Source organism: Embleya scabrispora DSM 41855 (assembly GCF_000372745.1).
GTDB lineage: Bacteria > Actinomycetota > Actinomycetes > Streptomycetales > Streptomycetaceae > Embleya > Embleya scabrispora.
Genome location: NZ_KB889585.1, coordinates 163,955 through 184,397 on the forward strand (window position 1 = coordinate 163,955; position 20,443 = coordinate 184,397).

Genomic DNA, 20,443 nt, shown 5'->3' on the forward strand with positions numbered 1-20,443 from the left:
GACGGAGCGTGGGCCGCTGGGCCCGGCCCGCGCGGAGCGTGTGCCGCACGCGGGTGGACGCGGCGTCGGCCCGCACCCGGGCTCGGTGTGCGTCGTGGGTCAGCCCAGTTGGGTGTAGCGGGTCAGGGCGGTGCGGAAGGCGCTCGGGTGTACGGCGAGTGGGTCGGTGTACGGGTTGCGCAGTTGCAGGACGAACAGGATGCCGAAGGCGACGATCGCGCCGACGAAGGCCAGTGCGACGACGTGGCGGCGATCCGTGGTCGGGCCGACCAGCGCCGGGAAGACGATCGTGAACACGCCGGCGACGATCATGGCGACCGGTAGCACGATCGGGGTGATGGCGGCCGGATCGGCGAGCCGTACGTGGCGTTTGACGTACAGGTCGGCCACGGCCGCCTCGGTGTCGACGGCCGTGTCGTGCGCCGTGGCGGAGACGGCGGCCACGCGGGCCGCGACCAGGTCGAGTTGCCGCCACGCGAGCGGGGTGTCGTGCTTGTCGGCCATCGCCGGCCATTCCTTGTCGATCACTGTGCGGGTGTAGTCGCGCAGTCCGGTGCGGACCGCTTCGCGGTCGGGCGCGGGAAGCCTGCCGGCCGCCGCGTAGGTCTTGGTCAGTACCCGTGCCTCGTCGCTCGCGTGCTGGCGGACCGTGGACTGGAGTTCCCACGCCCCGACGATCTGAAAGCTCGTCAGCAATACGAAGGAGGACAGCACGGCTCCGCCGCAAAAGGACAGCAGTTGACCGTCGAATCCGCTCGCCTTGGCGCTCTCGCTGCGGCTGAGGAGAACGAGGGCTCCCGCCGCGATGCCGGCGCCGAGCAGGGCGCCGAGAATCCAGGTGATCACGAGCGCACTCCTCTTCTCCCGGGATGGGGCAGCAGGGCCGCGAGCGCGGCGGGCAGGATCGACACGATCAGGGCCGGTCCGATCCCGTCCGCGAAGCCGGGGGATGACGGATCGTCGTCGGGCGGCGCGGCGGCGATCCGCAACGGCCGTGGCACGGGCGGGCGTTCGGCTGTGGATGCGGGGGTGCTCGGCGGCTCGGGCAGTGGGTCCGAGACTACGGGGACGTACGGGCGGGCAGGCGCGGCCGGCGGCCGGGTCGGGGGTGGTGCGATGGGGGCTCGTTCGGTCGCCTTGGTAACCACCGGTGCGGGAGCCGACGGCCGGGGCCGCGGTGGCCGCGGTGGCGGTGGCGGCCGGGTGGCGGTGGGAGTGGGCGGCGGCCCGGTCGGGCATCCGCCGCCGGGACACACGGTCACCGCGACGTCGTCGCCGATCCGGACGGAGGTCAGCACCCCGGGTTGGTACACCACATGCACCCGGTCGGTGTGTACCTCCGTGCGTGGGCCGACGGGCTCGGCCGATCCGGGCCCGGTTTCCACAGTCACCGTGACGCGCTCGTCGGCGGAGGCTTGGCCGCAGCCGGCCAGGGCCGGCAGGCCGACACACGCCACCAGCAGACACCGAGCCGCATATCGAGCCGGGTGCCGAGCCGAGTGCCGAACTGAGTGCCGAGCCGAGTGCCGAGAGTTGCCCATGGCATCAGGGTGGCGACGCCGGGTCTACACGATCGGACGAATGCCTCGAAACCCCACTTTCGAGTGATCGGCGGCGAGGCGGTGTGCTGCGCGGGGGCGGAGTGGGGGGTGGGTCCGGGTGGTGAGTGATTGGCGGGGTGGGGCGTTTTGCTCGTCCGCTACGCGGCCGGGGCGGTGTGGGCGTGGGTCGTGTGGGTGGTGCTCGTCCGCTACGCGGCCGTGGTCTTGGGGCGGCCTGTTGCTTGCCTGCGGCGGTGTCTGGAATCGTCCCCCCGCGACGAAGGCGGCCCCCGGCCTGAGCCGGGAGCCGCCTTCGGGGGTGCCGCGTCGTGGGGTGTCAGCCCTTGTCGAGGACGTCGGCTGCGATCAGGTCCTCCAGGTAGCGGTCGTCCCACCAGTTGAGCTGGAGGGACTTGGCGCGACGGAAGTACAGCTGTACGTCGCATTCCAGGGTGAAGCCCATGCCGCCGTGCACGTGCACCGCCAGGTCGGTGACCTCGCGGTAGGTGCGGGCGGCGAAGAGCTTGGCCATCGGGGCCAGGCGCGCGGTGTCGCGGCCCTTGTCCCGGGACCAGGCGGCCTCCCAGACCAGGGTCTCGGCGCCGTCCACGGCGGTCGAGGCGTCGGCCAGGTTGTGCGCGATCGCCTGGAACGCGCCGAGCGGCTTGTCGAACTGCTTGCGGTGCTTGGCGTATTCGACGGTGATCTCCAGCGCGCGCTTGGCGCCGCCCACGGCCTGGGCCGCGAGCAGGATCAATCCGTCGTGGAGCACGTCCGACCAGGTCGGCCAGCCGGCTCCGGCCGAGCCGACCAACTCGCCGCGTACATCCGCCAGGTCGACCCGGTACTGGGTGTCCGAGGCGATCGTGGTCTGCTGGGTCAGGGTGACCCCGGCCGCCTTCGGGTCGACCAGGAACAGCGAGACGCCCTGGGCCGGGTCGCCCGGGGTGCCCGCGGTGCCGGTGCGGGCGAGCACGAGCAGCACGTCGGCCGCCGCCGCGTACGCGACGTGCCGCTTGGTGCCGGACAGCAGGTATCCGTCGCCGTCCGCGCGGGCGGCCAGCGCGACGCCCTTGCCGCCGAAGCCGCGATCCGGCTCCAGCCACGCCACGCTCGCGATGGTGCTGCCGGCCGCGATGCCGGGCAGGTACTTCTGCCGCTGGTCGTCGGACCCGGCCGCGGCGAGTACGCCGCCGACCAGGACCGAGCTGACGAAGTGCGGAGTCGGCGCGAGCGAACGCCCGAACTCCTCGTAGACCACGGCCGCGTCGAGCGTGGTCATCTCCGACCCGCCCCACTTCTCGGGCAGGGTCAGGCCGGTCAGGCCGGACTCGCCGAGCTTCTTCCAGAAGTCCTCGGGGTACCCGACCGGGTCGTTCTCCAACTCGCGAACGACACCGAGGTCGGCGTGCCGGGCCGTCAGGCCGCGCACGGTCTCCCGGAGGATGTCCTGTTCCTGGGTGAAATCGAGGTCCATCGCGCGTCTCCTCTAGGGCTTCCAGCGCTCGCCGCGCCGGTCCCACGGGTTGTCGTCGGGGGTGGTGGGCAACGCGATTCGCGCGGTGGCCGTGGTGCGGGCCGCGCCGTCCACGGTCAGCGAGATCTCGGCGCGGACCCAGCCGCAACCGGCCTCGTCCACCGAGACGTCGTCCACCGTGCCGGTGAGCAGCATGTGGTCGCCCGGGAAGACCGGCTTGGTCATCCGGAACACCATCCGGCCGATCCGACCCTTGGGGCCGGTCCAGTCGTTGAGGTAGCGCTCGAACCAGGCGGCCTGGTTCGGCGTGTTCAGGAAGATGTCCTGCACGCCCTGGCGCTCGACCGCGAACTTGTAGTCGTGGTGCATCGGCCGCCAGTCGCGGCTGGCCAGTGCGCCCAGGATGACCGTGGTCGCGGTGACGTCCACGCCGAACGTGGGCAGCGCGTCGCCCTTGGCCAGCTGATCGAGGGTCAGGTCGCTCATCCGGTGGCCTCCCGCCGGTAGCCGTAGCCCGTGTAGGACTCGGTGCCCAACAGGGCGCCGTCCTGGTTGTGGTACTCGACGTCGATCACCCAGAAGCGGCCGATCCCGAGCTTGGTGCGCTTTTCCGGACTCACCGACCGAAGCACCTGACGCGACGTCACGATGTCGCCCAGGCGCACCGGTTCGTAGAACACGTTGGTGTTGTCGGTCATGATCGCCTCGGGCAGTTCGAAGCGGATCTTGAGGTCGAAGTGCACCTGGAGGGAGAGTTGCTCGCCCTCGGCGCCGGGGGCCCAGTAGTGCGGGCGCGCCCATGCGGACAGCAGGCTCAGCGGGGCGATCGGTCCGCCGGTCAGTTCCTCGGCGAGCGCCTCGTCCCAGAACAGCGGGTTGCCGTTCTGCACCGACGCGCACGAGGTCCAGATGTAACCGCGCTCGGCGGGGAAGTCACCCCGCTTCTCGTACTGGACCTTGCCGATGAGCGCCGCCACGTCCTCGGGCAGCGCGGTGTCTTGTGCCGTCATGCGACCACTCCTGAAGCACGAAGCTCGGCGATGCGGTGCGGGCCCAGCCCGGCCGCGGCGAGCAGCTCGTCGGTGTCGGTGATCCCGGACTCCCGGACCGGGTACGGGTCCGTGGGCGCCTGCTGGCCGGCCAGCACCGGGCCCACCTGGCGGAACTCGCCCTGGGCCGGGTGCTCGGCGGTGGCGAACGCGCCGCGGGCCAGGTACTGCGGGTCGGCCAGCAGTTCCGGTACGGACAGCACCGCCGACACGCAGGTGTCGGCGGGGGCCAGCTCGGCCACCCAGTCGTCCCGGTCGCGCGTGGCGAAGGCCGCCGCCAGATCGGCCCGGATCGCGTCCTGCGCGTCGTCGTCGAGCTGACGCGGGGCCCACTTGTCCAGCCCGGTCAACCGGCACAGGTTCGCCCAGAAGCGGCCCTCGATCGCGGCCACCGCCAGCCACTTGCCGTCCCGCGCGCGGTAGGTGTCGTAGCACGCGTAGCGGCCGGTCAGGATGCCGTGCCGGGGCTCCGGTTCGACGCCGGTGGCCAGGTACTCGTCCACGCCCAGCGCCATCAGCGCGAGCATGCCGTCGGCCACCGAGACGTCGAGGCGGGCGCCCTCGCCGGTGCGCTGCCGGCGGAACAACGCGCCCATGATCGCGATCACCGCGTGCATCCCGCCGCCCGCGCTGTCCGCCACGGTCGCGCCCGGGATCGGCGGACCGCCGTTCGGACCGGGGCCGGACATGTGCAGGAAGCCGCCCACGCCCAGGTAGTTCAGGTCGTGTCCGGCCTGCTGGGCGTGCGGGCCGTCCTGGCCGAAGCCGGACGTCGAGCAGTAGACGATCGACGGATTGCGCGCCGCGACCGCCTCCGGGCCGATGCCCAGCCGGTCCACCACACCCGGGCGGAAGCTCTCGATCACCACGTCGGCACCCTCGACCAGGGTCAGGAACGCCTCGCGGCCCTCGGGCGCCTTCATGTCGACCAGTACGCGCTTCATCCGCCGATGCGCGCTGTACGAGTAGTAGGGCGGCGCGATCTGCACGCCGCTCTTGGCCGGGACCGGGCCGACCTTGATCACCTCGGCCCCGTAGTCCGCCAACCAGCGCGAGGCGCGGGCGGCGGGGCCCACGCTCGCGAGGTCCAACACCGTGACGCCTTCCAGGAACTCTCCGGACATGACCGCGGCCCCGTCAGAAGTTCTTGGGAAGGCCGAGACCGCGGCGGGCGATGATGTTCTTCTGCACCTCGGAGGTGCCGCCGCCGATGGTGTCGAGCACGGTGTAGCGGTAGGTCGAGTCGGCGCGACCGGTCATCGGCGCGTCCTCGGTGCCCACCCGCAGCTGGGTGCCCGGCGAGGCGATGTCCATCGACGCGTTCGCGAGCCGCTTGGACAGCTCGGTGGCGTACAGCTTGTAGCCGGACGCCTCGACCGTGGGCGGTTTTCCGCCACCGGCCGCGGCGGCCACCACGCGCAGTCCGAGCAGACGGGCGACGGCGGCCTCGGTGACCAGCGTGGCCAACTGCTTGCGCACGATCGGGTCCTCGCGCAGCGGCTCGTCGTCGCGGGTGGCCTCCTTGACGTACTCGGTGAGCACGTTCAGCCGCTGTTGGATCGGGGCGAACGAGAACATCGTGAAGCGTTCCAGGTCCAGTGCCTGGGAGATGTACTGGAAGCCCTTGTTCAGCTCGCCGACCACGTATTCGTCGGAGACCCAGACGTCGTCGAAGAAGACGTCGTTGGTGCGCTCGTCGCCCATCGTCCAGATGCCCCGGACGGTGATGCCCGGGTGGTCCATCGGCACCAGGAACAGCGTGATGCCGTGGTGCTTGGGCGCGTCGGGGTCGGTGCGCGCGCCGACCCAGTACCACTCGGCGAAGTGCGCGGAGGTGGTCCAGGTCTTCTGGCCGTTGAGCCGCCAGCCCTCGCCGTCGCGGACCGCGCGCAGCTTCATCGAGGCGGCGTCGGAGCCGGCTTCCGGCTCGCTGTAGCCGACCGCGAACTCGACCTCGTTGTTGAGGATCTTGGGCAGGAACTCGGCCTTGAGCTTGTCGCTGCCGTGCGCGAGCAGGGTCTTGCCGATGATGCCGACGCCCTTGCCGATCTGCGGTCCACCGCGTCCGGCCAGGGCCTCGTTGAGGAGGTATTCGTAGACCCCGTCACCGTCCTGGCCACCCCATTCCTCGGGCCAGGTGATGCCGAGCCAGCCTTGGTCGGCCATCTTGCGCATGTATGCGCGGCGGGCGGGGGTGTCGACGACCTGGGCCATGTTCTCCCGGGTGACATCGAACACTTCAGGGTCGGGATTGGCGTCGAGAAACCGCTCGACCGTCTCGCTGAACGCGGTCTGGTCGGGGGAGAAGTCGAAGTCCACGGGTCGCCTTTCGGGGCGCGCCCATGCCGGCAGCCTCACCTGTGTACGTGCAGGTGAGGCAGCCGGCACAGAACCTGACGGATAGTCAGATCAAAGTAACACCGGCCCGGGTTCATTTCGAGTGGCGGTCGGCAATAGATGTGTGGGCCCCGTCTCGCTCCCGCGTGCGCGCCCGGCGCGCCCGGAGCCGCGGCCGGGCGCGGCCGACGGACCGGTTCTGGACAAGTCCGGAAAAGTTACGGCGCGTCCGCGATCGACCACCTATCGTGGGTGGACATGAGCGGAAATGCTTGCCCGCAATGTGGTCGGGAACATCCGTGGTGCGACGCCGAGTGGTCGGCGTACGATCCCGACGCGGACCGCCCGGGGCCGGTCGACGGCGACGCCGAGGGGCCGCCGTATCGGGTCGGCGAACTGCTGCCCGACATCCTCGATTTCCTCGCCCGCGGCAGCCGCGGGCCGGATTGGGCCGGGGCGCGCGAGAGCCCGGGTCGGTCCCTGCGGGGACTGATACCCGGGCCCAGGCGCCGTTATTGACGACGTGTCAGGGGACCGCGCGCGGTGCGATGGGCCGCCGTGCGAGGTGACGTGACGTCAGGATGCGCTGTGGCTTGCGGTATTGGGCGTATGAAGAGCTGTCGGGCGCGTGGCGTGACGGCCGTCGGGCGTACGGCCCGACGGTCCGTCGAGCGCGTGGCGTGACGGCGACCGCCCTGTGCCGTCAGGCGCGCTGGGAGCTGACCGAGACGACCTCGCCGGTCATGTACGAGGAGTAGTCCGAGGCCAGGAAGACCATCACGTTCGCGACCTCCCACGGTTCGGCGGCACGGCCGAACGCCTCGCGCGAGGAGAGCTCTTCGAGCAACTCCTCCGAGGACGCCCTGGCCAGGAACGCGTGCATCGCGATGCTCGGCGCGACCGCGTTGACCCGGACACCGAACTCGGCCGCCTCGACGGCCGAGCAACGGGTCAGCGCCATCACGCCGGCCTTGGCCGCGGCGTAGTGCGCCTGGCCCTTCTGCGCCCGCCAGCCCAGCACCGAGGCGTTGTTGACGATCACGCCCTTGCCGCGCGGCTGCATGTGCCGCAGCGCCGCCCGGGTGCAGCGGAAGGTGCCGTTCAGGGTCACGTTCATGACCAGGTCCCACTGCGCGTCGGTCATGTCGACGAGGTTGGCCTCGCCGCCGAGCCCGGCGTTGTTGATCAGCACGTCGATGCCGCCGAGTTCGCGCGCGGCCGTGTCGATCAGGTTCTGCACGTCCTCCTCGACCGTGACGTCGCACGGGACGGCGAGCGGCCGCGATCCGATCAGCTTGGCGAGTTCGTCGGCGGCCTCGCCGAGTCGGCGCTCGTGCTTGTCGCTGATCGCGATCACGGCACCCTCCTCGGCGGCGCGCTTGGCCGCCGCGAAGCCGATCCCGGTGCCCGCCGCGGCGGTGATCAGCACGGTCTTGCCGGCCAGCAGGCCGTGTCCCTCGACGTATGCGGGGGCGGGGGTGGGGCTCACTTGGCGTCTCCTCGCGGTTCACGGGGCATGCCGAGGACGCGCTCGGCGATGATGTTGCGCTGCACCTCGTTCGACCCGCCGTAGATGGTGTCGGACTTGGTGAACAGGAACAGGCGCTGCGCGGCGGACAGTTCGTACGGGGCCTCGGCGGCCAGGGTGGCCTCGACGCCGGCCACGTCCATCGCGAGTGTGCCCAGGCGCTGATGCCAACCGGCCCACACCAGCTTGGCCACCGACGCGGCGCCGGGATCGGGCGAGCCGAGCGTGCGCAGCGCGTTGCAGCGCAGCACCTTCAGGTCGATCCAGCTCTGCAGCAGTCGATCGCGCAGTGCCGGGTCCTCGATCGCGCCGTTGGCCTTCGCCTCGGCGACGACCCGGTCCAGCTCGATCTCGAAGCCGATCTGCTGGGCCAGCGTGGACACCCCGCGCTCGAACGCGAGCAGGCCCATCGCCACGCCCCAGCCCGCGCCGACCTCGCCGACCACGTGTTCGGCGCCGGCCCGGGCGTTGTCGAAGAACACCTCGTTGAACTCGCTGGTGCCGGTGAGCTGGACGATCGGGCGGACCTCGATGCCGGGCTGGTCCATCGGCGCGAGCAGGAAGGTGATGCCCTTGTGCCGCTGCGACGCGGGATCGGTGCGGGCCAGCACGAAGCACCAGTTCGCCTCGTGCGCGAGCGAGGTCCACACCTTCTGGCCGGTGATCAGCCAGTCGCCGGTCTCGGGGTCGACGGTCGCGGTGGTGCGCAGGTTGGCCAGGTCGGAGCCGGCGCCCGGCTCGGAGTAGCCCTGGCACCACAGTTCCTCGCCGCGCGCGATGGCGGGCAGGAAGCGGGCCTTCTGCTCGTCGGTGCCGAACGCGAGCACGGTCGGGCCGAGCAGGTTCTCGCCCATGTGGTTGACCCGGCCGGGCGCCTGGGCGCGGGCGTACTCCTCGCCGAAGATCACCTGCTGCATCAGGGACGCCTCGCGGCCCCCGTACTCCCTGGGCCAGTCCAGGCCGATCCAGCCGCCCTCGCCCAGGCGCAGTTCCCAGGCCCGACGGATCTCGAAGTGCTCGTGCTCGCTGCCGGGACCACCGGTACCGACGGCCGCGGCGAACTCACCGGAGAGGTTCTCCCGGAGCCACTCGCGGACCTCGGCCCGGAACTCCTCGTCCTCGGCGCTGTACCGGAAATCCACAGCGTGTCCAATCTCGTCTTCCGAGGGTCGGCGGCCACGCGCGCGACGTCCGGGGACACCGGACCCCGCGCGCGTGGTGCGTGCCGAGGGCTGGGTCAGTTGCCGGCGGCGGCTGCGGCCTCGGCGGCCTTCTTCTTGGCCGCGGCGGCCGCGTACTCCTTGAGCTGCGCGAGCACCGGCATCGGGTCCTGGCCGATCTGGGTGGGCAGCTTCTCGGCGATCTCCTCGGCCGTCCAGCGGTCGGCCGCGTACATCGTCTTGATCTCGTGCGGCTGGTCCCACAGCGCGATCTTGGGGCCCGCGGTCGTGTACACCTGACCGGTGATGTTCTTGGCGTGGTCGGAGAGCAGGAAGACCACCAGCTCGGCGACGTCCTCGGGGTCGCCGATCTCCTTGAGCGTCTGCGGGACGCCCTCGGACATCCGGGTCCGGGCCACCGGCGCGACGCAGTTGGCGTTGACGCCGTACTTGTTCAGGCCCAGCGCGGCGGAGCGGACGAAGGAGACGATGCCGCCCTTGGCCGCGGCGTAGTTCGCCTGGGCGACCGAGCCGAGTGCGTACACGCCGGAGGTGAAGCCGACGATCGAGCCGAAGCCCTGGGTCTTCATCACCTTGGACGCGGCCTGCACGACGGTGAAGGTGCCCTTGAGGTGGGTCGCGATGACGCTGTCCCACTCGTCCTCGGTCATGTTGAACAGCATGCGCTCGCGCAGGTTGCCCGCGACCGTGACGACGCCGTCGATCCGGCCCCACTTCTCGACGCCTGCCCGCACGATCCGGGCGCCGCCCTCCATCGTGGCCACGGAGTCGGCGACCGCGACGGCCTCGCCGCCGAGCGCCTCGATCTCCTTCACCACGGCGTCGGCGACCTCGCTGGTCGGCTCGCTGCCGTCCATCGCGACGCCGTAGTCGTTGACGACCACCTTGGCGCCGTGTGCGGCGGCGGCGAGGGCGACGGCGCGGCCGATGCCCCGGCCGGCGCCGGTGACCGCGATTACCTTGCCCGTGAGGAAGTCACCCATGTGTTGTCCGCTCCTTGTCGGTGGCCTCGTCGGTAGGCCCCGGAAATCGAGGGCCGAGGCCCAGGTCGGGTCGGTCGTGGCGTGCTCCGCGGTCGGTGCGGCCGGGGCCGCTTCGAACGCCTGGTTCGGCCGCCCGCGCGGGACCCGCGCAGGCGTGCGCAGCCTCGCAGCCTTGCGGACGCAAGGTGCGCGGCCTGTGAGAACGCCCTCTCGACATTATCTGACGATCCGTTAGTTTTCCTGGGTAGAGTGCCGCAGCACACAGCACCATGCACAGTTCTTGACAGCACTTGACAGCGCGGTCGTCGGATTCCGAGAGTGCGCCTGTCGGTATTCGTGCCCATCGGCACGTGTCACCACCGCCTGGAGGAGGCTCCCCCATGTCGCTGCCCCCCGAGTTCCATGAACTGGCCGCACGCGTGAACAACTGGGGCCGATGGGGCCAGGACGACGAGATCGGGACGGTCAACCTGATCACGGCCGACGTGGTCAAGGCCGCGGCGGGCTGCGTACGCACCGGCAAGCGCTTCTCGCTGGCCGTGGAGCTGCGCGAGGACGGCATCCAGAACGGGATGATCCCGGGCCGGGACAACCCCAAGCGCACCACGTTCCTGGTCAACCACGAGGTCTTCGGCCCCGGCACGGTGGCCACCAGCGACGACTCGGTGGTGATGGGCATCCAGGCGGGCACGCACTGGGACGGGCTGACCCACGCGACGTACGACGACCGGCTGTACAACGGCCACTCGGCCAAGGAGACGGTCACCGCCGAGGAGGGCGCGCGCCGGCTGGGCATCCACAACGTCAAGACCCTCGTCTCGCGCGGCGTGCTGCTGGACGTGGCCCGATCCAAGGGTGTGGACATCCTGCCGCCGGAGTACGCGGTGACCCCCGCGGATCTGGAGGCGGCCGAGGAGTTCGGCAACGTGAAGGTGCGCGCGGGCGACATCGTGCTGGTGCGCACCGGGCAGATCCGGCAGTACTTCGCGGGCGAGAAGGACATGTACTTCTACGGCCCGGGCCTGTCGGTGCGCACGCCCGAGTGGTTCCACGCGCGCGACGTCGCGGCGGTGGCCAACGACACCGTGACGTTCGAGGTCTTCCCGCCGGAGATCGAGGACTGCTTCATGGCGGTGCACGCGCTGCACCTGGTGGAGATGGGCATGCTCCAGGGGCAGAACTGGAACCTGGAGGAGCTGTCCGAGGACTGCGCCGCGGACGGCGTGTACGAGTTTTTCCTGGAGGCATCGCCGGAGCCCTTCGTGGGCGGCGTCGGCACACCGGTGAACCCGGTGGCGATCAAGTAGTCGCGAGTCGGGGCGGCGTGGGTCCGGGGGCATCCGGCCCGGGTCGGGCGCGGGCCCTCGAACAGGGGCGGCGCCGATCCGGCCGGCGTCCGCCCGGATCGGCGCGGCCCTCCGACACGCGTAGACCGGACGGCATGCGGGCCCCGGACAGGATCGCCCCGTCCCGGGGCCCGCGTGCGCTCCGGGCACCGCGACGAGGCCCGGAACGATGACGGTCCCACTTCGTCGAGGAAACCCGGGGCACTTCCCGGGCGCCTCGTCGTCCCCTCGCGAACGACCGCCACACTCAGGGTGATCAGTGTCGGACGAGGCGTCAACACCCTTCGGACATCGATTTGGTCGCCCGGATCACGATTCGTCTGCACATGGGCCGCCGCGTCGCATCGGCCACGTGCGCCCCACCGGACTCGGGTATCTCGGGTATCGCGCCCCCACCCGTTGAGGTCGGCATCTCCGCAACCGTGGGGCTTCGGGGCCGGGTTATATAATTGAATATATGTGGATAACCTCTGCGAAGGGAGAATCCTCATGAGCCACACACGCTGGAAACTCACCCGGGACTGGAGGTTTGTGGCCGGCGACACCGAATCGCTCGAGGTCCAGGCCATGCGTGTGGAGGTCCGCATGGCTTCGGTTCTCGGCCAAGCGGTTTATGACCGGCGTACCGAACTGGGCATCTCGCAGAGCGAGCTCGGCAAGCGGGCGGATATGACGCAGCCGCAGATCTCCAAGCTCGAACTCGGCGGTACGGTGCCGACCCTCCCGCTGCTCGCCCGCCTGGCGAAGGCGCTCGACGCATCGTTGAACATCGCCCTGGACGGGGACACATCGAGCGTCGTCTTCACGCCGCACACCGCTTGAGGCGGATGAACCGACTCGGGCGGGTCGGTGGCGGGGAGGAGGGTTCGGCATTCCGGTCGCGGTGAGGCCGTGGATCCCGGGCGTCGTGGGCATTCCGAGCATCGAGGCAATGGCCGCGCTTCGCCCGCTGCCCTCGGCGCCGCGGGCGGCCGAAGGTTTGCCGGGCACGATCGTCGTGAAGCTCCGAAACGGCCCGAGCCGGCAGGCTGTTCCTTCGGCGTGTGGGGTGACGGGGGACTGAATGTTCGGGACACGATCTCTCGCGGAATGCGTGATCGAGAATCCGGCGGTACCGAGCGCGGTGCTGCTTCGGGTGCTCCTGAGCGCCGAGGACGAACAACTGCGGCGGGCCTTTCGCGCCGCGCCGGGCCTGCCCCGGGACGTGGTGGAGGTGATGCTCGTGCACCCGGATCAGGGTGTGCGGGCCGCAGTCGCCGCGAATCCGTACATCGATGCCGAGCAACGAGGTCGGCTCGTGCACGATCGGCGCAGGGTGGTGCTCGCGAATCTCTTCGGTTGCCGGACGCACCCCGACGGCGAGCCGAGACCGCTGCCGGATGCCGCCTACGAGGCGTTCTTCGCCGCTCGGCAGTGGGCGAACGTCGCGCGCGAGGACCAACCCTGGGATGAACTGCGGCTGTTGGAGGCGATGAATCGGTGCGCAAGCATGCCGCATCGGTTGCGACAGGCTCTCGCCCGGCATCCCCAGCCGGGGCTGCGCCGGTTCGCGGCCCGGTTCGTGGGCGGCCTGTCGGCCGAGGACCGGGCCGCGCTGCTGACCGACCCGGACCCGGACGTGCGCGCGGAGGCTCGGGAGGTGGTCGAGGACGACGCGGAGATCTACGCCGGGATCGATATCGATTGGAATCCCGAGAACTGGGGCCACAGTTGGGTCTTCAGCAGTCGGCTCGTGGAACGGGAGGCGATGGAGCGGGTGGTTCGAGGGGAGGACTGCCCGGGCCACTACCGCAGCGCGTTGGCCGGGAACCCGCACCTGCCGCCGGACCTGGTGGCCGTCCTGGCTCGGGACGAGGACCCGTACGTCCGGGACAGGGTCTCGCTTCGGCCCGAGCTGACCGAGGAGGAGCGCGCCGCGATCGACTATCGGGTGCCGGAGTTGACCGACCTCGACGAGGTCGCGTGGTATCCGTACCCGGCCCGATCCCAATCGCCCGTCGACTACGCGCGCTCCGCGCACCCGGTGCGGCGGCGGCAGGCGGCGTGCGCTCCCGGGCTGCCACAGGACCTGCGGGATGCGCTGCTGGGCGATCCGGACCCGGGCGTACGGGTTCTGACGTGCCGTCACCAGCCCGGCGTGCCGGCCGAGGATCTGTTGCGTGCGTACCGGGAGTTCCGAGGCCGTCATCGGTGGCGACTGACCTGTCGGCCCGGCTTCCCGACGCGCGGGCTCGCCCGGTTCGCGGACGACCCGGACCCGGCCATGCGCGAGCTTGTCGTGCTCGACCCGCAGGCGCCGGCCGCAGTGGTGGTCGGGTTGCTCGCCGACCCGGAGCGATGCGTACGCACCACACTTGCGCGACATCCGGCGGTGCCGGTCGACGACTGCTCACGATGCTGGACGATCCCGAACTCGCGCCGTACGCCGCCCGCAACCCGTCCCTCCCGATCGAGGCGATGCACCGAATCCTGGACGCGACGGGCGTCCCGGGCCGGGGGTGACGGGCGATGTCGGGGATCGACGGGCTGGTTGCGGGTGTGCTCGGGAATCCGGCGGTGCCGGGGGAGGCTTTGTTACGGGCGTTGACGGGTGAGTTGGGGCGGGTGGCCTGCAACGGGCTTGCCGAGGCGACGGCCTTGCCGCAGGACGTGATCGAGGTGATGGTCGGGCATCCCGATCGCCGGGTGCGGATGGCGTTGGGCGGTAATCCGCATGTGGATCCGGTGCAGCGGGCGCGGTTGGTCGCCGATCCGGACCGGGTGGTGGCTACCCGTACGGTCGACGGCAAACGCCATCCGGACGGGGATCCGCGTCCGCTGCCGGATGACGGCTACGCGCGGTTTCTTTCGCATGCGATGTCGGCGGAGAGCGCTTTTGGCGATCAGATGTTGACCCGCGACGACGTGCTGCGGTCGCTCTTGTCCTCCGGGGACACGCCGCAGCACATATACCGATCGTTTGTTGTCCGGCCGGAGCCCGAACTGCGGTTGACGGCGTGCCAATGGTGGGAGCACCTCCCCTTTGCCGATCGGGTGGCACTGACGCTCGACCCGGTGCGCAAGATCCGTGGACGGGCCAGAAGGGGAGCGATCGAGGTACGCCGATGCCTGACCGACATCGACTGGGCACCGACCAACCGAGGCAGTGCGTCGGCCATCTCCCGAAGCCCGCTCACGCGCGCCGACGCCGAGCGGATCGTTCGGGGTGAAGCGCCTCCGCACTACCGGTACTACGCCGCCGGGAACCCGCATCTTCCGGCCGATCTGGTTGCCTGTCTCGCCCGGGATCCCGATCCGCGCGTTCGCTACGCGGTGTCGATCCGGGCGGAGTTGACGGAGCAACAGCGGGCGGCGATCGACTACGCGGTGCCGCCGATGGAGGATCTGGACGACGCGATTCGGTACGTGCCACGTCCCCTCGCGGGTACGCCGGACGAGTGGGCGCGCTCGGCGCATCCCGGGCTGCGGCGGATCGCGGCGTGCTCGGGCGGGCTTTCGGCGGAGCGGCGCGATGCCTTGGCGGTGGATCCCGACCTCGGGGTGCGGGTGCTGACCTGTCGTCACCAGGCGGGTGTCGCGCCGGAGTCGCTGTTGGGTGGGTATCGGGACTTCCGTGGTTGCCATCGGAGGCGGCTGACCTGGCGTCCCGGCTTTCCGACGTACGGGCTCGCGCGGTTCGCGGGTGATTCGGATCGCGGCATGCGGGAGCTTGTCGTGCGTGATCCGGACGCGCCGGTGGATGTGGTGGTCGGGTTGCTCGCGGATCCGGAGCGGTCTGTGCGGGCCGCGCTCGCCCGGCATCCGGCGGTGCCGGTGGATCGGTTGCTTGTGCTGCTGGACGATCCCGAACTCGGGCCGTACGCGGCGCGCAATCCGGCGCTGCCGGTCGAGGTGATGCATCGGATCCTGGATGCCGCCGGGGTGCCGCGCGGGAGGTGAAGTCGCCCCGCCGGCACGGGTGGTGAACCGTCCGTCGATGCGACACGTGTGTGATCGACGGGCTGCTCAGAGGCGGTTTCGGGGGGTGACGAGAGGACTGTCACAACCGGCTGACTGCTCATCAGTTCCGGGCTAGAGTGCCGCGCGGGTACGCGTGCGCGCTTGAGCTCCGGAGCCGGTCCGGCCGGTAAGCCGTCGAGCGCCCCGGCTCGTCAGCCCATTTCCGATGGAGGAGGAACCGGTGAAGGGCGTTCTTTTCGACGGCAAGGAAGCCTCGATCGTCGATGACCTCGAGGTGCGTGCACCCGGGGCCAACGAGGTCTTGGTGAAGATCGGTGCGGCGGGTCTGTGCCACAGCGACATCTCGGTGATCAACGGCACCATCCCCTTCCCGCCTCCGGTCGTGCTCGGGCACGAGGGTGCCGGCGTCGTGGAGGCCGTCGGCGAACTCGTGACCCACGTCAAGGCCGGTGACCACGTCGCGCTGTCCACGCTGGCCTCGTGTGGTGCGTGTCGCGAGTGTGACCGTGGCCGGCCGACCATGTGTGCCAAGAGCTTCGGCCAGCTCAACCAGCCGTTTACGCGTGGCGGCAAGCCGGTCTACAACTTCGCGGGCCTGTCGGTGTTCGCGGAGAGGATCGTGGTCAAGGGCGTCCAGGCGGTCAAGATCCCCAAGGACATCCCGCTCGCCTCCGCCGCGTTGATCGGGTGCGGCGTGCTGACCGGCGTGGGCGCGGTGCTGAACCGGGCGAAGGTACAGCCCGGCGACACCGTCGCGGTGATCGGCACCGGCGGCATCGGCCTCAACGTGATCCAGGGCGCGAAGCTCGCGGGCGCGGTGCGGATCGTGGCCGTGGACGCGAACCCGGCGAAGGAGGAGGTGGCGCGGCAGTTCGGCGCGACCGACTTCGTCGACGCGCGTGCGGTCGAGGACTCGGTCAAGGCGGTCCAGGCCCTGGTGCCGGGCGGCGTGGACCACGCGTTCGAGTGCGTCGGGCACGTCGCGGTGATCCGCAACGCGATCGACATGCTCGGGCGGGCCGGCCAGGCGATCATCCTGGGCGTCGCGCCGTCGGACGCCGAGGCGTCCTTCCACGTGTCCTCGATGTTCCTGGACAAGTCGATCATGGGCTGCCGCTACGGCTCCTCCCGCCCGCAGTACGACATCGCGCGCTACGCCGACCTGTACAAGACCGGCGGCCTCAAGCTCGACGAACTGGTCACCAAGACCTACGCCCTGGACGACTTCCACCACGCGGTCGAGGACGCCGAGGCGGGCAAGATCGCGCGCGGCGTCTTCGTCTTCTGACGCGGCATTCTTTTGGATCATCTTCCGGTCGAAGCGCGCTCCTCACGCCGAGGGGCGCGCTTCGGCGTACGAGCGGCGCCCCGGCACCGGATCGGCCGACCGCCGCGTCGCCGAGGGGCGCCGAATCGCTGAGCGCCGTTCCGGACCCCACCGGCTCGGTTACGCCGTCGAGCGCCTCGCCCTCGGCTCCCGAGCCGAGCCGGATCGGTGAGGTGTTGGCCTCCGGAAAGTGTTCCGTGTATGTCGACGCCTTCAATTGAGGCCGCCCACGGGCCGCTTCCGGGCTGCGGCACGACGGGTCGAGGCGGCCCGGCGGCGGATGGCGGTGCGGGTCGCTACATTGCGCGGATGATCTTTCGCGAACGTGCCTTGAACACGGCGGTCGACCGGCTCGAGCGGGCCTTGGAGGAGCGGGACGACGCTCTGTTGAACGAGGCGTTCGGGCAACTGCGCGACGCCTTCGAGGAGGCGAAGCCGAAGAGCAGCGCCGAGGTGGGTCCGCGACTGGCGAACCTGTTGCCGCGAACCCCCTTGGGGGCTGCGGCGATCCTCGCCGTCATGATCGGCGCCTGTGTGGAGAACGGCGCGGATCCGCAGGCGTGTTCGTGGCCGGTCCTCGCCGGTGTGCGGGATGCCCTGCGCGACGTCGCGGGCTTCCCGGCGCTGTGGGCGGAGGCGGTCGGCGAGGACCTGCCCGAGCGTGACCATCTCGCCCTGGGCGAGGTGCTCGAACGCGTTGCGGCTTCGGCGGGTGGACTGAAGGAGGGGCGATTCGCCGCCGTGTCCGCGTGGATGCAGTTGCCGCTGTGGGAGATGGCGGCCGTCGCGATGCTCTCGCGCGAGGAGATACGTCGGGCGGTGCAGGCCGACGGGACGCTCGTCGCGTTGGCCGAGGAGGTCGCGCTGGGCGACGCGGACCTCAAGTGTCTGCGCTATCTGCTCAAGATGTTCCACGACGAGCCCTTGGTCGTGCTGCATCGGCCGACCGGGACCGGCTACCGGATGCGGGTCACCCGCATCGGCGACAACTTCCAACTGCACACGTTGATCGGGCACCTCCTCATCGGCGGCGGGCACATCGCGGGCGAACCGCCGTCGGCCGAGGCGGTCGCCGCGTCTCGGGACGCGGCGGTCGATCCGGACCGGGCGCCGAAGACGACCGGCGCGTTCAACCTGGCGGGTGTGGACGGCGCGTGGCTCTGGAACGAGGGCTGCCCCGCGGACATCCCGGTCGTGGACGGCGAGCGCGTGCTCGTACTGGACCCGCCGACGTACGAAAGGACCTGGAACGCGGGCCGCTTCTATCCGCACATCACCGGCGAACTCACCCTCGAAGCGGTCCTGGACCGCGCCGAGACCGAGGCGTACCTGGCCAAGGCCGCACCGCGGCGGATGTGGCCGGACGGCGACTAGCCGGCAGCCTCGCGGGCTGATGCGCTCATCGGTCGGCAGTTCGGCCAGGCATCACCAGACGGGGCGGAGGGGTGGCACCGAGGCACCTGCGAGACCGCGGATCATCCCGGCGAGTTCGGCACGCGGCACCTCGAGGCCGGCCGCGTGCAGCCGCTCGGTCAGCTGGGCCTCCAGCCGGTGCAGGATGCGCCCGGCCACGTCGTCGGTGAGACCGAGGAGCGCACCACCAGGACCGCAGCGGCTGCGATGTTCGCGCTTGCCGGGCCGAGCCAGGGCAGTGCGGAGGTGAGCACCTGGCGTGTGGAGATCGGCGCCGACATCTCCACCCCTGTGCACATCATCGACCGGGAGCAGGTCTGGATGCCGTTGTCCGGCACATTCGAGGTCACGGTCGACGGCAAAAGCGAGGAGGTCGAGGCCGGCCGGGCGGTGATCGTCCCGGCGGGCGTCGTTCGCCGACTCAAGGCGAGCGGTGGCCCGGCCGAGGCGCTGGTCTGCATGGTGGTCGGCGGGAAGGCCATGATGCCTGGCAGCGATGCGAAGATCCCTCTCCCCTGGGCCGAGTGATCCGTCGCCCCGGAGCGGCTCGCGGCACGACCGGACGCACCCCGAGGCTTGTTGGGTCGTGTATCAGGAACTCGTGGTCGCCCGGTCGGACTCGCTGCGCAGGACGCAGAATTCGTTGCCTTCGGGATCGGCAAGGATTGCCCAGCCCGAACCATCGGGATTGCGGTGGTCGGCGACAAAGGTGGCACCGAGGCCCAGCAGCCGTTCCACCTCCAGGTCGCGCGAGGTCTCGGGGCGCAGGCACAGATGGATCCGGTTCTTGATCGTCTTGGCCTCGGGCACCTGGTTGAAGTACAGCACCGGGCCGTCCGGCAGCAGCACCTGAGTTTCCGGGTCACCCGGTTTGTCCTCCGGATGCAGCGGACGGCCTGTCACACCGCTCCAGAACCGAGCCAGCTCGTAGGCATCCGCACAGTCGATCGCCACGTTCTGCAATACCGAGACCATGCGCGTGAGCCTTCCCGATCTCGACGCCGAACGCCACCTGGTTGCGCCGGCCTTCGCGCACACGGCTCAGGCTCCTGGCAGCACTTTTGATACACGCCGTTGGCCGTTCTCTTCGGATCAGCCGATCGCTGGATGGCGTGCGGTGGTGCGTGGTCGGCCCACGAGCGGGCGTGGGACGCCTCACGGCGCGATCCGGCAAGCTCCGACGCCCCTAAAGAAGATGGTCGGCCTTGCCGGCTTTGATGTCGCGGATGAGGGTGCGCAGGGCGTCCGTGGTGTCGGTGAGGTAGTGGTCTTCCTGGCCGTTGACGGCGATGTAGGCGTTTCCGTCCGTGTCAGTGCCGAGACGGAAACAGTTTCCGGAGTCCTGGCAGAAGGGGTCTTCCCAGGTGATGTCAGGCACGTGCGCTCCTAGAGCTGCTGCATGATCGACTGGATCAGATCGCGTGTCCGAGATTCGCTGAGTGCGATCCGCTCCATCTGGTCGAGTTGGAGGCTGAACTTGCGAAGCTGTGTGCTCGTGTGTAGGAACTCGGCGACGCTGGTGCGATCCAGCTGGACCGTGTCCAGGCTCGGCACCTCGCCGTAGGCATACAGGAAGGACTGACCGGAGCCGGGGAACGCTCCTGCGGAGAACGGAATGGCCCGGATGGTGATGTTGCGCTTGTCCGCCAAGTCCAGGAGGTGCGCGAGTTGTTCGTGCAGAACGGTGCGACCGCCAACCTCGATGCGGAGCGCGGCCTCATGGATCGTGGCCATGTATGTAGGGCCACCCGGCCGGTCGAGTGCCCGGTGGCGTTGGATGCGATGGGATACGCGAGCCTCGAACTCGTCCTCGGGTAGCTGCGGAATCGCGGCCTCGAAGAGGGCGCGGGCGAAGGACTCCGTCTGGAAGGGGCCGGGGATGTGGGCAAGCGTGGTCATTCGCAACCCTCTGGCGAACCACTCCATCTCGGCGATGTCGAGGAACGTCGGTGGCAGAAGGTCTCGGAAGTCTTCCCACCAGCCCTTCGTGCGTTCGGCACCCATGCCGGCAAGGACCTCGATCAATTCCTTGTCCGTGCAGTCGTAGTGGTAGGCCATCCGCCGTACGCGCTCCGGGCTGATTCCGTGCCGACCGGCTTCCGTGCTCGTGATGACGGTTCGGTTTGTCGCCAAGACCGCAGCCGCCTGCTCTGTGGACAGACCGGCACCTTCGCGTAGCTTGCGAAGTTCGGCGCCCAATCGTTGCTGGCGGGCGGTCGGGTTACTCCTCGGCGCCACTCGAACCCCTTGCGTACATGTTGCTCAGTTTGCCTCGCCCGCGGATTGCGGTCCACCGCCCTT

General features: G+C 70.1%; 21 protein-coding genes. 8 read left to right on the plus strand and 13 right to left on the minus strand.

The genetic code is table 11. The annotated features are described in order from the left end of the window. Nucleotides 1-99: 99 nt before the first annotated feature. From A3IC_RS53255 to A3IC_RS0108750, 7 genes are all read right to left on the minus strand, one after another. Nucleotides 100-846: a bestrophin-like domain gene (locus A3IC_RS53255; RefSeq protein WP_020549682.1), complete on the minus strand. Its 747-nt coding sequence runs from the start codon at nt 844-846 to the stop codon at nt 100-102. After that, nucleotides 843-1,001, minus strand: a complete 159-nt coding sequence (locus tag A3IC_RS68415) for a hypothetical protein (RefSeq protein WP_158695859.1) — start codon at nt 999-1,001, stop codon at nt 843-845. The genes A3IC_RS53255 and A3IC_RS68415 overlap by 4 nt, the downstream gene beginning before the upstream one ends. A gap of 877 nt (nt 1,002-1,878) precedes the next feature. Beyond that, nucleotides 1,879-3,018, minus strand: a complete 1,140-nt coding sequence (locus A3IC_RS0108730) for an acyl-CoA dehydrogenase family protein (protein ID WP_020549684.1) — start codon at nt 3,016-3,018, stop codon at nt 1,879-1,881. A 12-nt stretch (nt 3,019-3,030) separates the two neighbouring features. Continuing rightward, nucleotides 3,031-3,504 carry a hotdog family protein gene (locus tag A3IC_RS0108735; RefSeq protein ID WP_020549685.1) on the minus strand — a complete coding sequence of 158 codons (474 nt, stop codon included), beginning with the start codon at nt 3,502-3,504 and terminating at the stop codon, nt 3,031-3,033. Beyond that, a complete protein-coding gene (locus A3IC_RS0108740; RefSeq protein ID WP_020549686.1) occupies nt 3,501-4,028 on the minus strand; it encodes an FAS1-like dehydratase domain-containing protein in 528 nt (175 codons plus the stop codon). The genes A3IC_RS0108735 and A3IC_RS0108740 overlap by 4 nt, the downstream gene beginning before the upstream one ends. Then, nucleotides 4,025-5,191 carry a CaiB/BaiF CoA transferase family protein gene (locus tag A3IC_RS0108745; RefSeq protein WP_020549687.1) on the minus strand — a complete coding sequence of 389 codons (1,167 nt, stop codon included), beginning with the start codon at nt 5,189-5,191 and terminating at the stop codon, nt 4,025-4,027. The genes A3IC_RS0108740 and A3IC_RS0108745 overlap by 4 nt, the downstream gene beginning before the upstream one ends. A 13-nt stretch (nt 5,192-5,204) precedes the next feature. Beyond that, complete coding sequence (locus A3IC_RS0108750) at nt 5,205-6,386, minus strand: acyl-CoA dehydrogenase family protein (protein ID WP_020549688.1); 1,182 nt, start codon at nt 6,384-6,386, stop codon at nt 5,205-5,207. A 276-nt stretch (nt 6,387-6,662) separates the two neighbouring features. Here A3IC_RS0108750 and A3IC_RS68420 point away from each other — a divergent pair, with 276 nt between their 5' ends. Then, complete coding sequence (locus A3IC_RS68420; RefSeq protein ID WP_020549689.1) at nt 6,663-6,923, plus strand: hypothetical protein; 261 nt, start codon at nt 6,663-6,665, stop codon at nt 6,921-6,923. A gap of 184 nt (nt 6,924-7,107) precedes the next feature. Here the strand turns inward: A3IC_RS68420 and A3IC_RS0108760 are convergent, their stop codons facing one another. From A3IC_RS0108760 to A3IC_RS0108770, 3 genes are all read right to left on the minus strand, one after another. Further along, nucleotides 7,108-7,893 carry an SDR family oxidoreductase gene (locus A3IC_RS0108760; RefSeq protein ID WP_020549690.1) on the minus strand — a complete coding sequence of 262 codons (786 nt, stop codon included), beginning with the start codon at nt 7,891-7,893 and terminating at the stop codon, nt 7,108-7,110. Then, nucleotides 7,890-9,074, minus strand: coding sequence for an acyl-CoA dehydrogenase family protein (locus A3IC_RS0108765; protein WP_020549691.1), 1,185 nt, complete (start codon nt 9,072-9,074; stop codon nt 7,890-7,892). Before A3IC_RS0108765 ends, A3IC_RS0108760 begins: the two co-directional genes overlap by 4 nt. Before the next feature lie 95 nt (nt 9,075-9,169). Continuing rightward, nucleotides 9,170-10,096 carry an SDR family oxidoreductase gene (locus A3IC_RS0108770; RefSeq protein ID WP_020549692.1) on the minus strand — a complete coding sequence of 309 codons (927 nt, stop codon included), beginning with the start codon at nt 10,094-10,096 and terminating at the stop codon, nt 9,170-9,172. Nucleotides 10,097-10,476: 380 nt separating this feature from the next. Here A3IC_RS0108770 and A3IC_RS0108775 point away from each other — a divergent pair, with 380 nt between their 5' ends. The 7 genes from A3IC_RS0108775 (at nt 10,477) to A3IC_RS0108810 (ending at nt 18,670) form a co-directional block, all read left to right on the plus strand. Then, nucleotides 10,477-11,403: a cyclase family protein gene (locus A3IC_RS0108775; RefSeq protein ID WP_020549693.1), complete on the plus strand. Its 927-nt coding sequence runs from the start codon at nt 10,477-10,479 to the stop codon at nt 11,401-11,403. 528 nt (nt 11,404-11,931) lie between these two features. Further along, nucleotides 11,932-12,264, plus strand: a complete 333-nt coding sequence (locus A3IC_RS0108780; RefSeq protein ID WP_026218033.1) for a helix-turn-helix transcriptional regulator — start codon at nt 11,932-11,934, stop codon at nt 12,262-12,264. A gap of 271 nt (nt 12,265-12,535) precedes the next feature. After that, the gene (locus A3IC_RS0108785) at nt 12,536-14,029 is read left to right on the plus strand and encodes a hypothetical protein (RefSeq protein WP_026218034.1); all 1,494 of its coding nucleotides are present in this window, start codon (nt 12,536-12,538) and stop codon (nt 14,027-14,029) included. Then, nucleotides 14,026-15,381, plus strand: coding sequence for a hypothetical protein (locus A3IC_RS62000; RefSeq protein WP_158695860.1), 1,356 nt, complete (start codon nt 14,026-14,028; stop codon nt 15,379-15,381). The genes A3IC_RS0108785 and A3IC_RS62000 overlap by 4 nt, the downstream gene beginning before the upstream one ends. Before the next feature lie 241 nt (nt 15,382-15,622). Continuing rightward, nucleotides 15,623-16,690: a Zn-dependent alcohol dehydrogenase gene (locus A3IC_RS0108795; protein ID WP_026218035.1), complete on the plus strand. Its 1,068-nt coding sequence runs from the start codon at nt 15,623-15,625 to the stop codon at nt 16,688-16,690. 348 nt (nt 16,691-17,038) lie between these two features. Beyond that, a complete protein-coding gene (locus A3IC_RS0108805) occupies nt 17,039-18,103 on the plus strand; it encodes a hypothetical protein (protein ID WP_020549696.1) in 1,065 nt (354 codons plus the stop codon). A gap of 144 nt (nt 18,104-18,247) precedes the next feature. Next, entirely contained in the window at nt 18,248-18,670 is a 423-nt protein-coding gene (locus tag A3IC_RS0108810) for a cupin domain-containing protein (RefSeq protein ID WP_245599185.1), read from the plus strand. A gap of 63 nt (nt 18,671-18,733) precedes the next feature. Here A3IC_RS0108810 and A3IC_RS0108815 read toward each other — a convergent pair whose 3' ends face one another. The 3 genes from A3IC_RS0108815 to A3IC_RS0108825 all read right to left on the minus strand — a co-directional run bounded on the left by A3IC_RS0108815 (nt 18,734) and on the right by A3IC_RS0108825 (nt 20,380). Next, the gene (locus tag A3IC_RS0108815) at nt 18,734-19,117 is read right to left on the minus strand and encodes a VOC family protein (protein ID WP_020549699.1); all 384 of its coding nucleotides are present in this window, start codon (nt 19,115-19,117) and stop codon (nt 18,734-18,736) included. A 211-nt stretch (nt 19,118-19,328) separates the two neighbouring features. Continuing rightward, the gene (locus A3IC_RS0108820; RefSeq protein ID WP_020549700.1) at nt 19,329-19,520 is read right to left on the minus strand and encodes a hypothetical protein; all 192 of its coding nucleotides are present in this window, start codon (nt 19,518-19,520) and stop codon (nt 19,329-19,331) included. Nucleotides 19,521-19,528: 8 nt separating this feature from the next. Continuing rightward, a complete protein-coding gene (locus A3IC_RS0108825; RefSeq protein ID WP_026218037.1) occupies nt 19,529-20,380 on the minus strand; it encodes a helix-turn-helix domain-containing protein in 852 nt (283 codons plus the stop codon). Nucleotides 20,381-20,443 lie beyond the last annotated feature (63 nt).

What these genes read in the sequence shown, in the direction of transcription:
- A3IC_RS0108730 (WP_020549684.1), bottom strand. Translation starts at nt 3,018, where the DNA reads ATGGACCTCGATTTCACCCAGGAACAGGACATCCTCCGGGAGACCGTG.
- A3IC_RS0108735 (WP_020549685.1), bottom strand. Translation starts at nt 3,504, where the DNA reads ATGAGCGACCTGACCCTCGATCAGCTGGCCAAGGGCGACGCGCTGCCC.
- A3IC_RS0108740 (WP_020549686.1), bottom strand. Translation starts at nt 4,028, where the DNA reads ATGACGGCACAAGACACCGCGCTGCCCGAGGACGTGGCGGCGCTCATC.
- A3IC_RS0108745 (WP_020549687.1), bottom strand. Translation starts at nt 5,191, where the DNA reads ATGTCCGGAGAGTTCCTGGAAGGCGTCACGGTGTTGGACCTCGCGAGC.
- A3IC_RS68420 (WP_020549689.1), top strand. Translation starts at nt 6,663, where the DNA reads ATGAGCGGAAATGCTTGCCCGCAATGTGGTCGGGAACATCCGTGGTGC.
- A3IC_RS0108770 (WP_020549692.1), bottom strand. Translation starts at nt 10,096, where the DNA reads ATGGGTGACTTCCTCACGGGCAAGGTAATCGCGGTCACCGGCGCCGGC.
- A3IC_RS0108775 (WP_020549693.1), top strand. Translation starts at nt 10,477, where the DNA reads ATGTCGCTGCCCCCCGAGTTCCATGAACTGGCCGCACGCGTGAACAAC.
- A3IC_RS0108780 (WP_026218033.1), top strand. Translation starts at nt 11,932, where the DNA reads ATGAGCCACACACGCTGGAAACTCACCCGGGACTGGAGGTTTGTGGCC.
- A3IC_RS0108805 (WP_020549696.1), top strand. Translation starts at nt 17,039, where the DNA reads ATGATCTTTCGCGAACGTGCCTTGAACACGGCGGTCGACCGGCTCGAG.
- A3IC_RS0108815 (WP_020549699.1), bottom strand. Translation starts at nt 19,117, where the DNA reads ATGGTCTCGGTATTGCAGAACGTGGCGATCGACTGTGCGGATGCCTAC.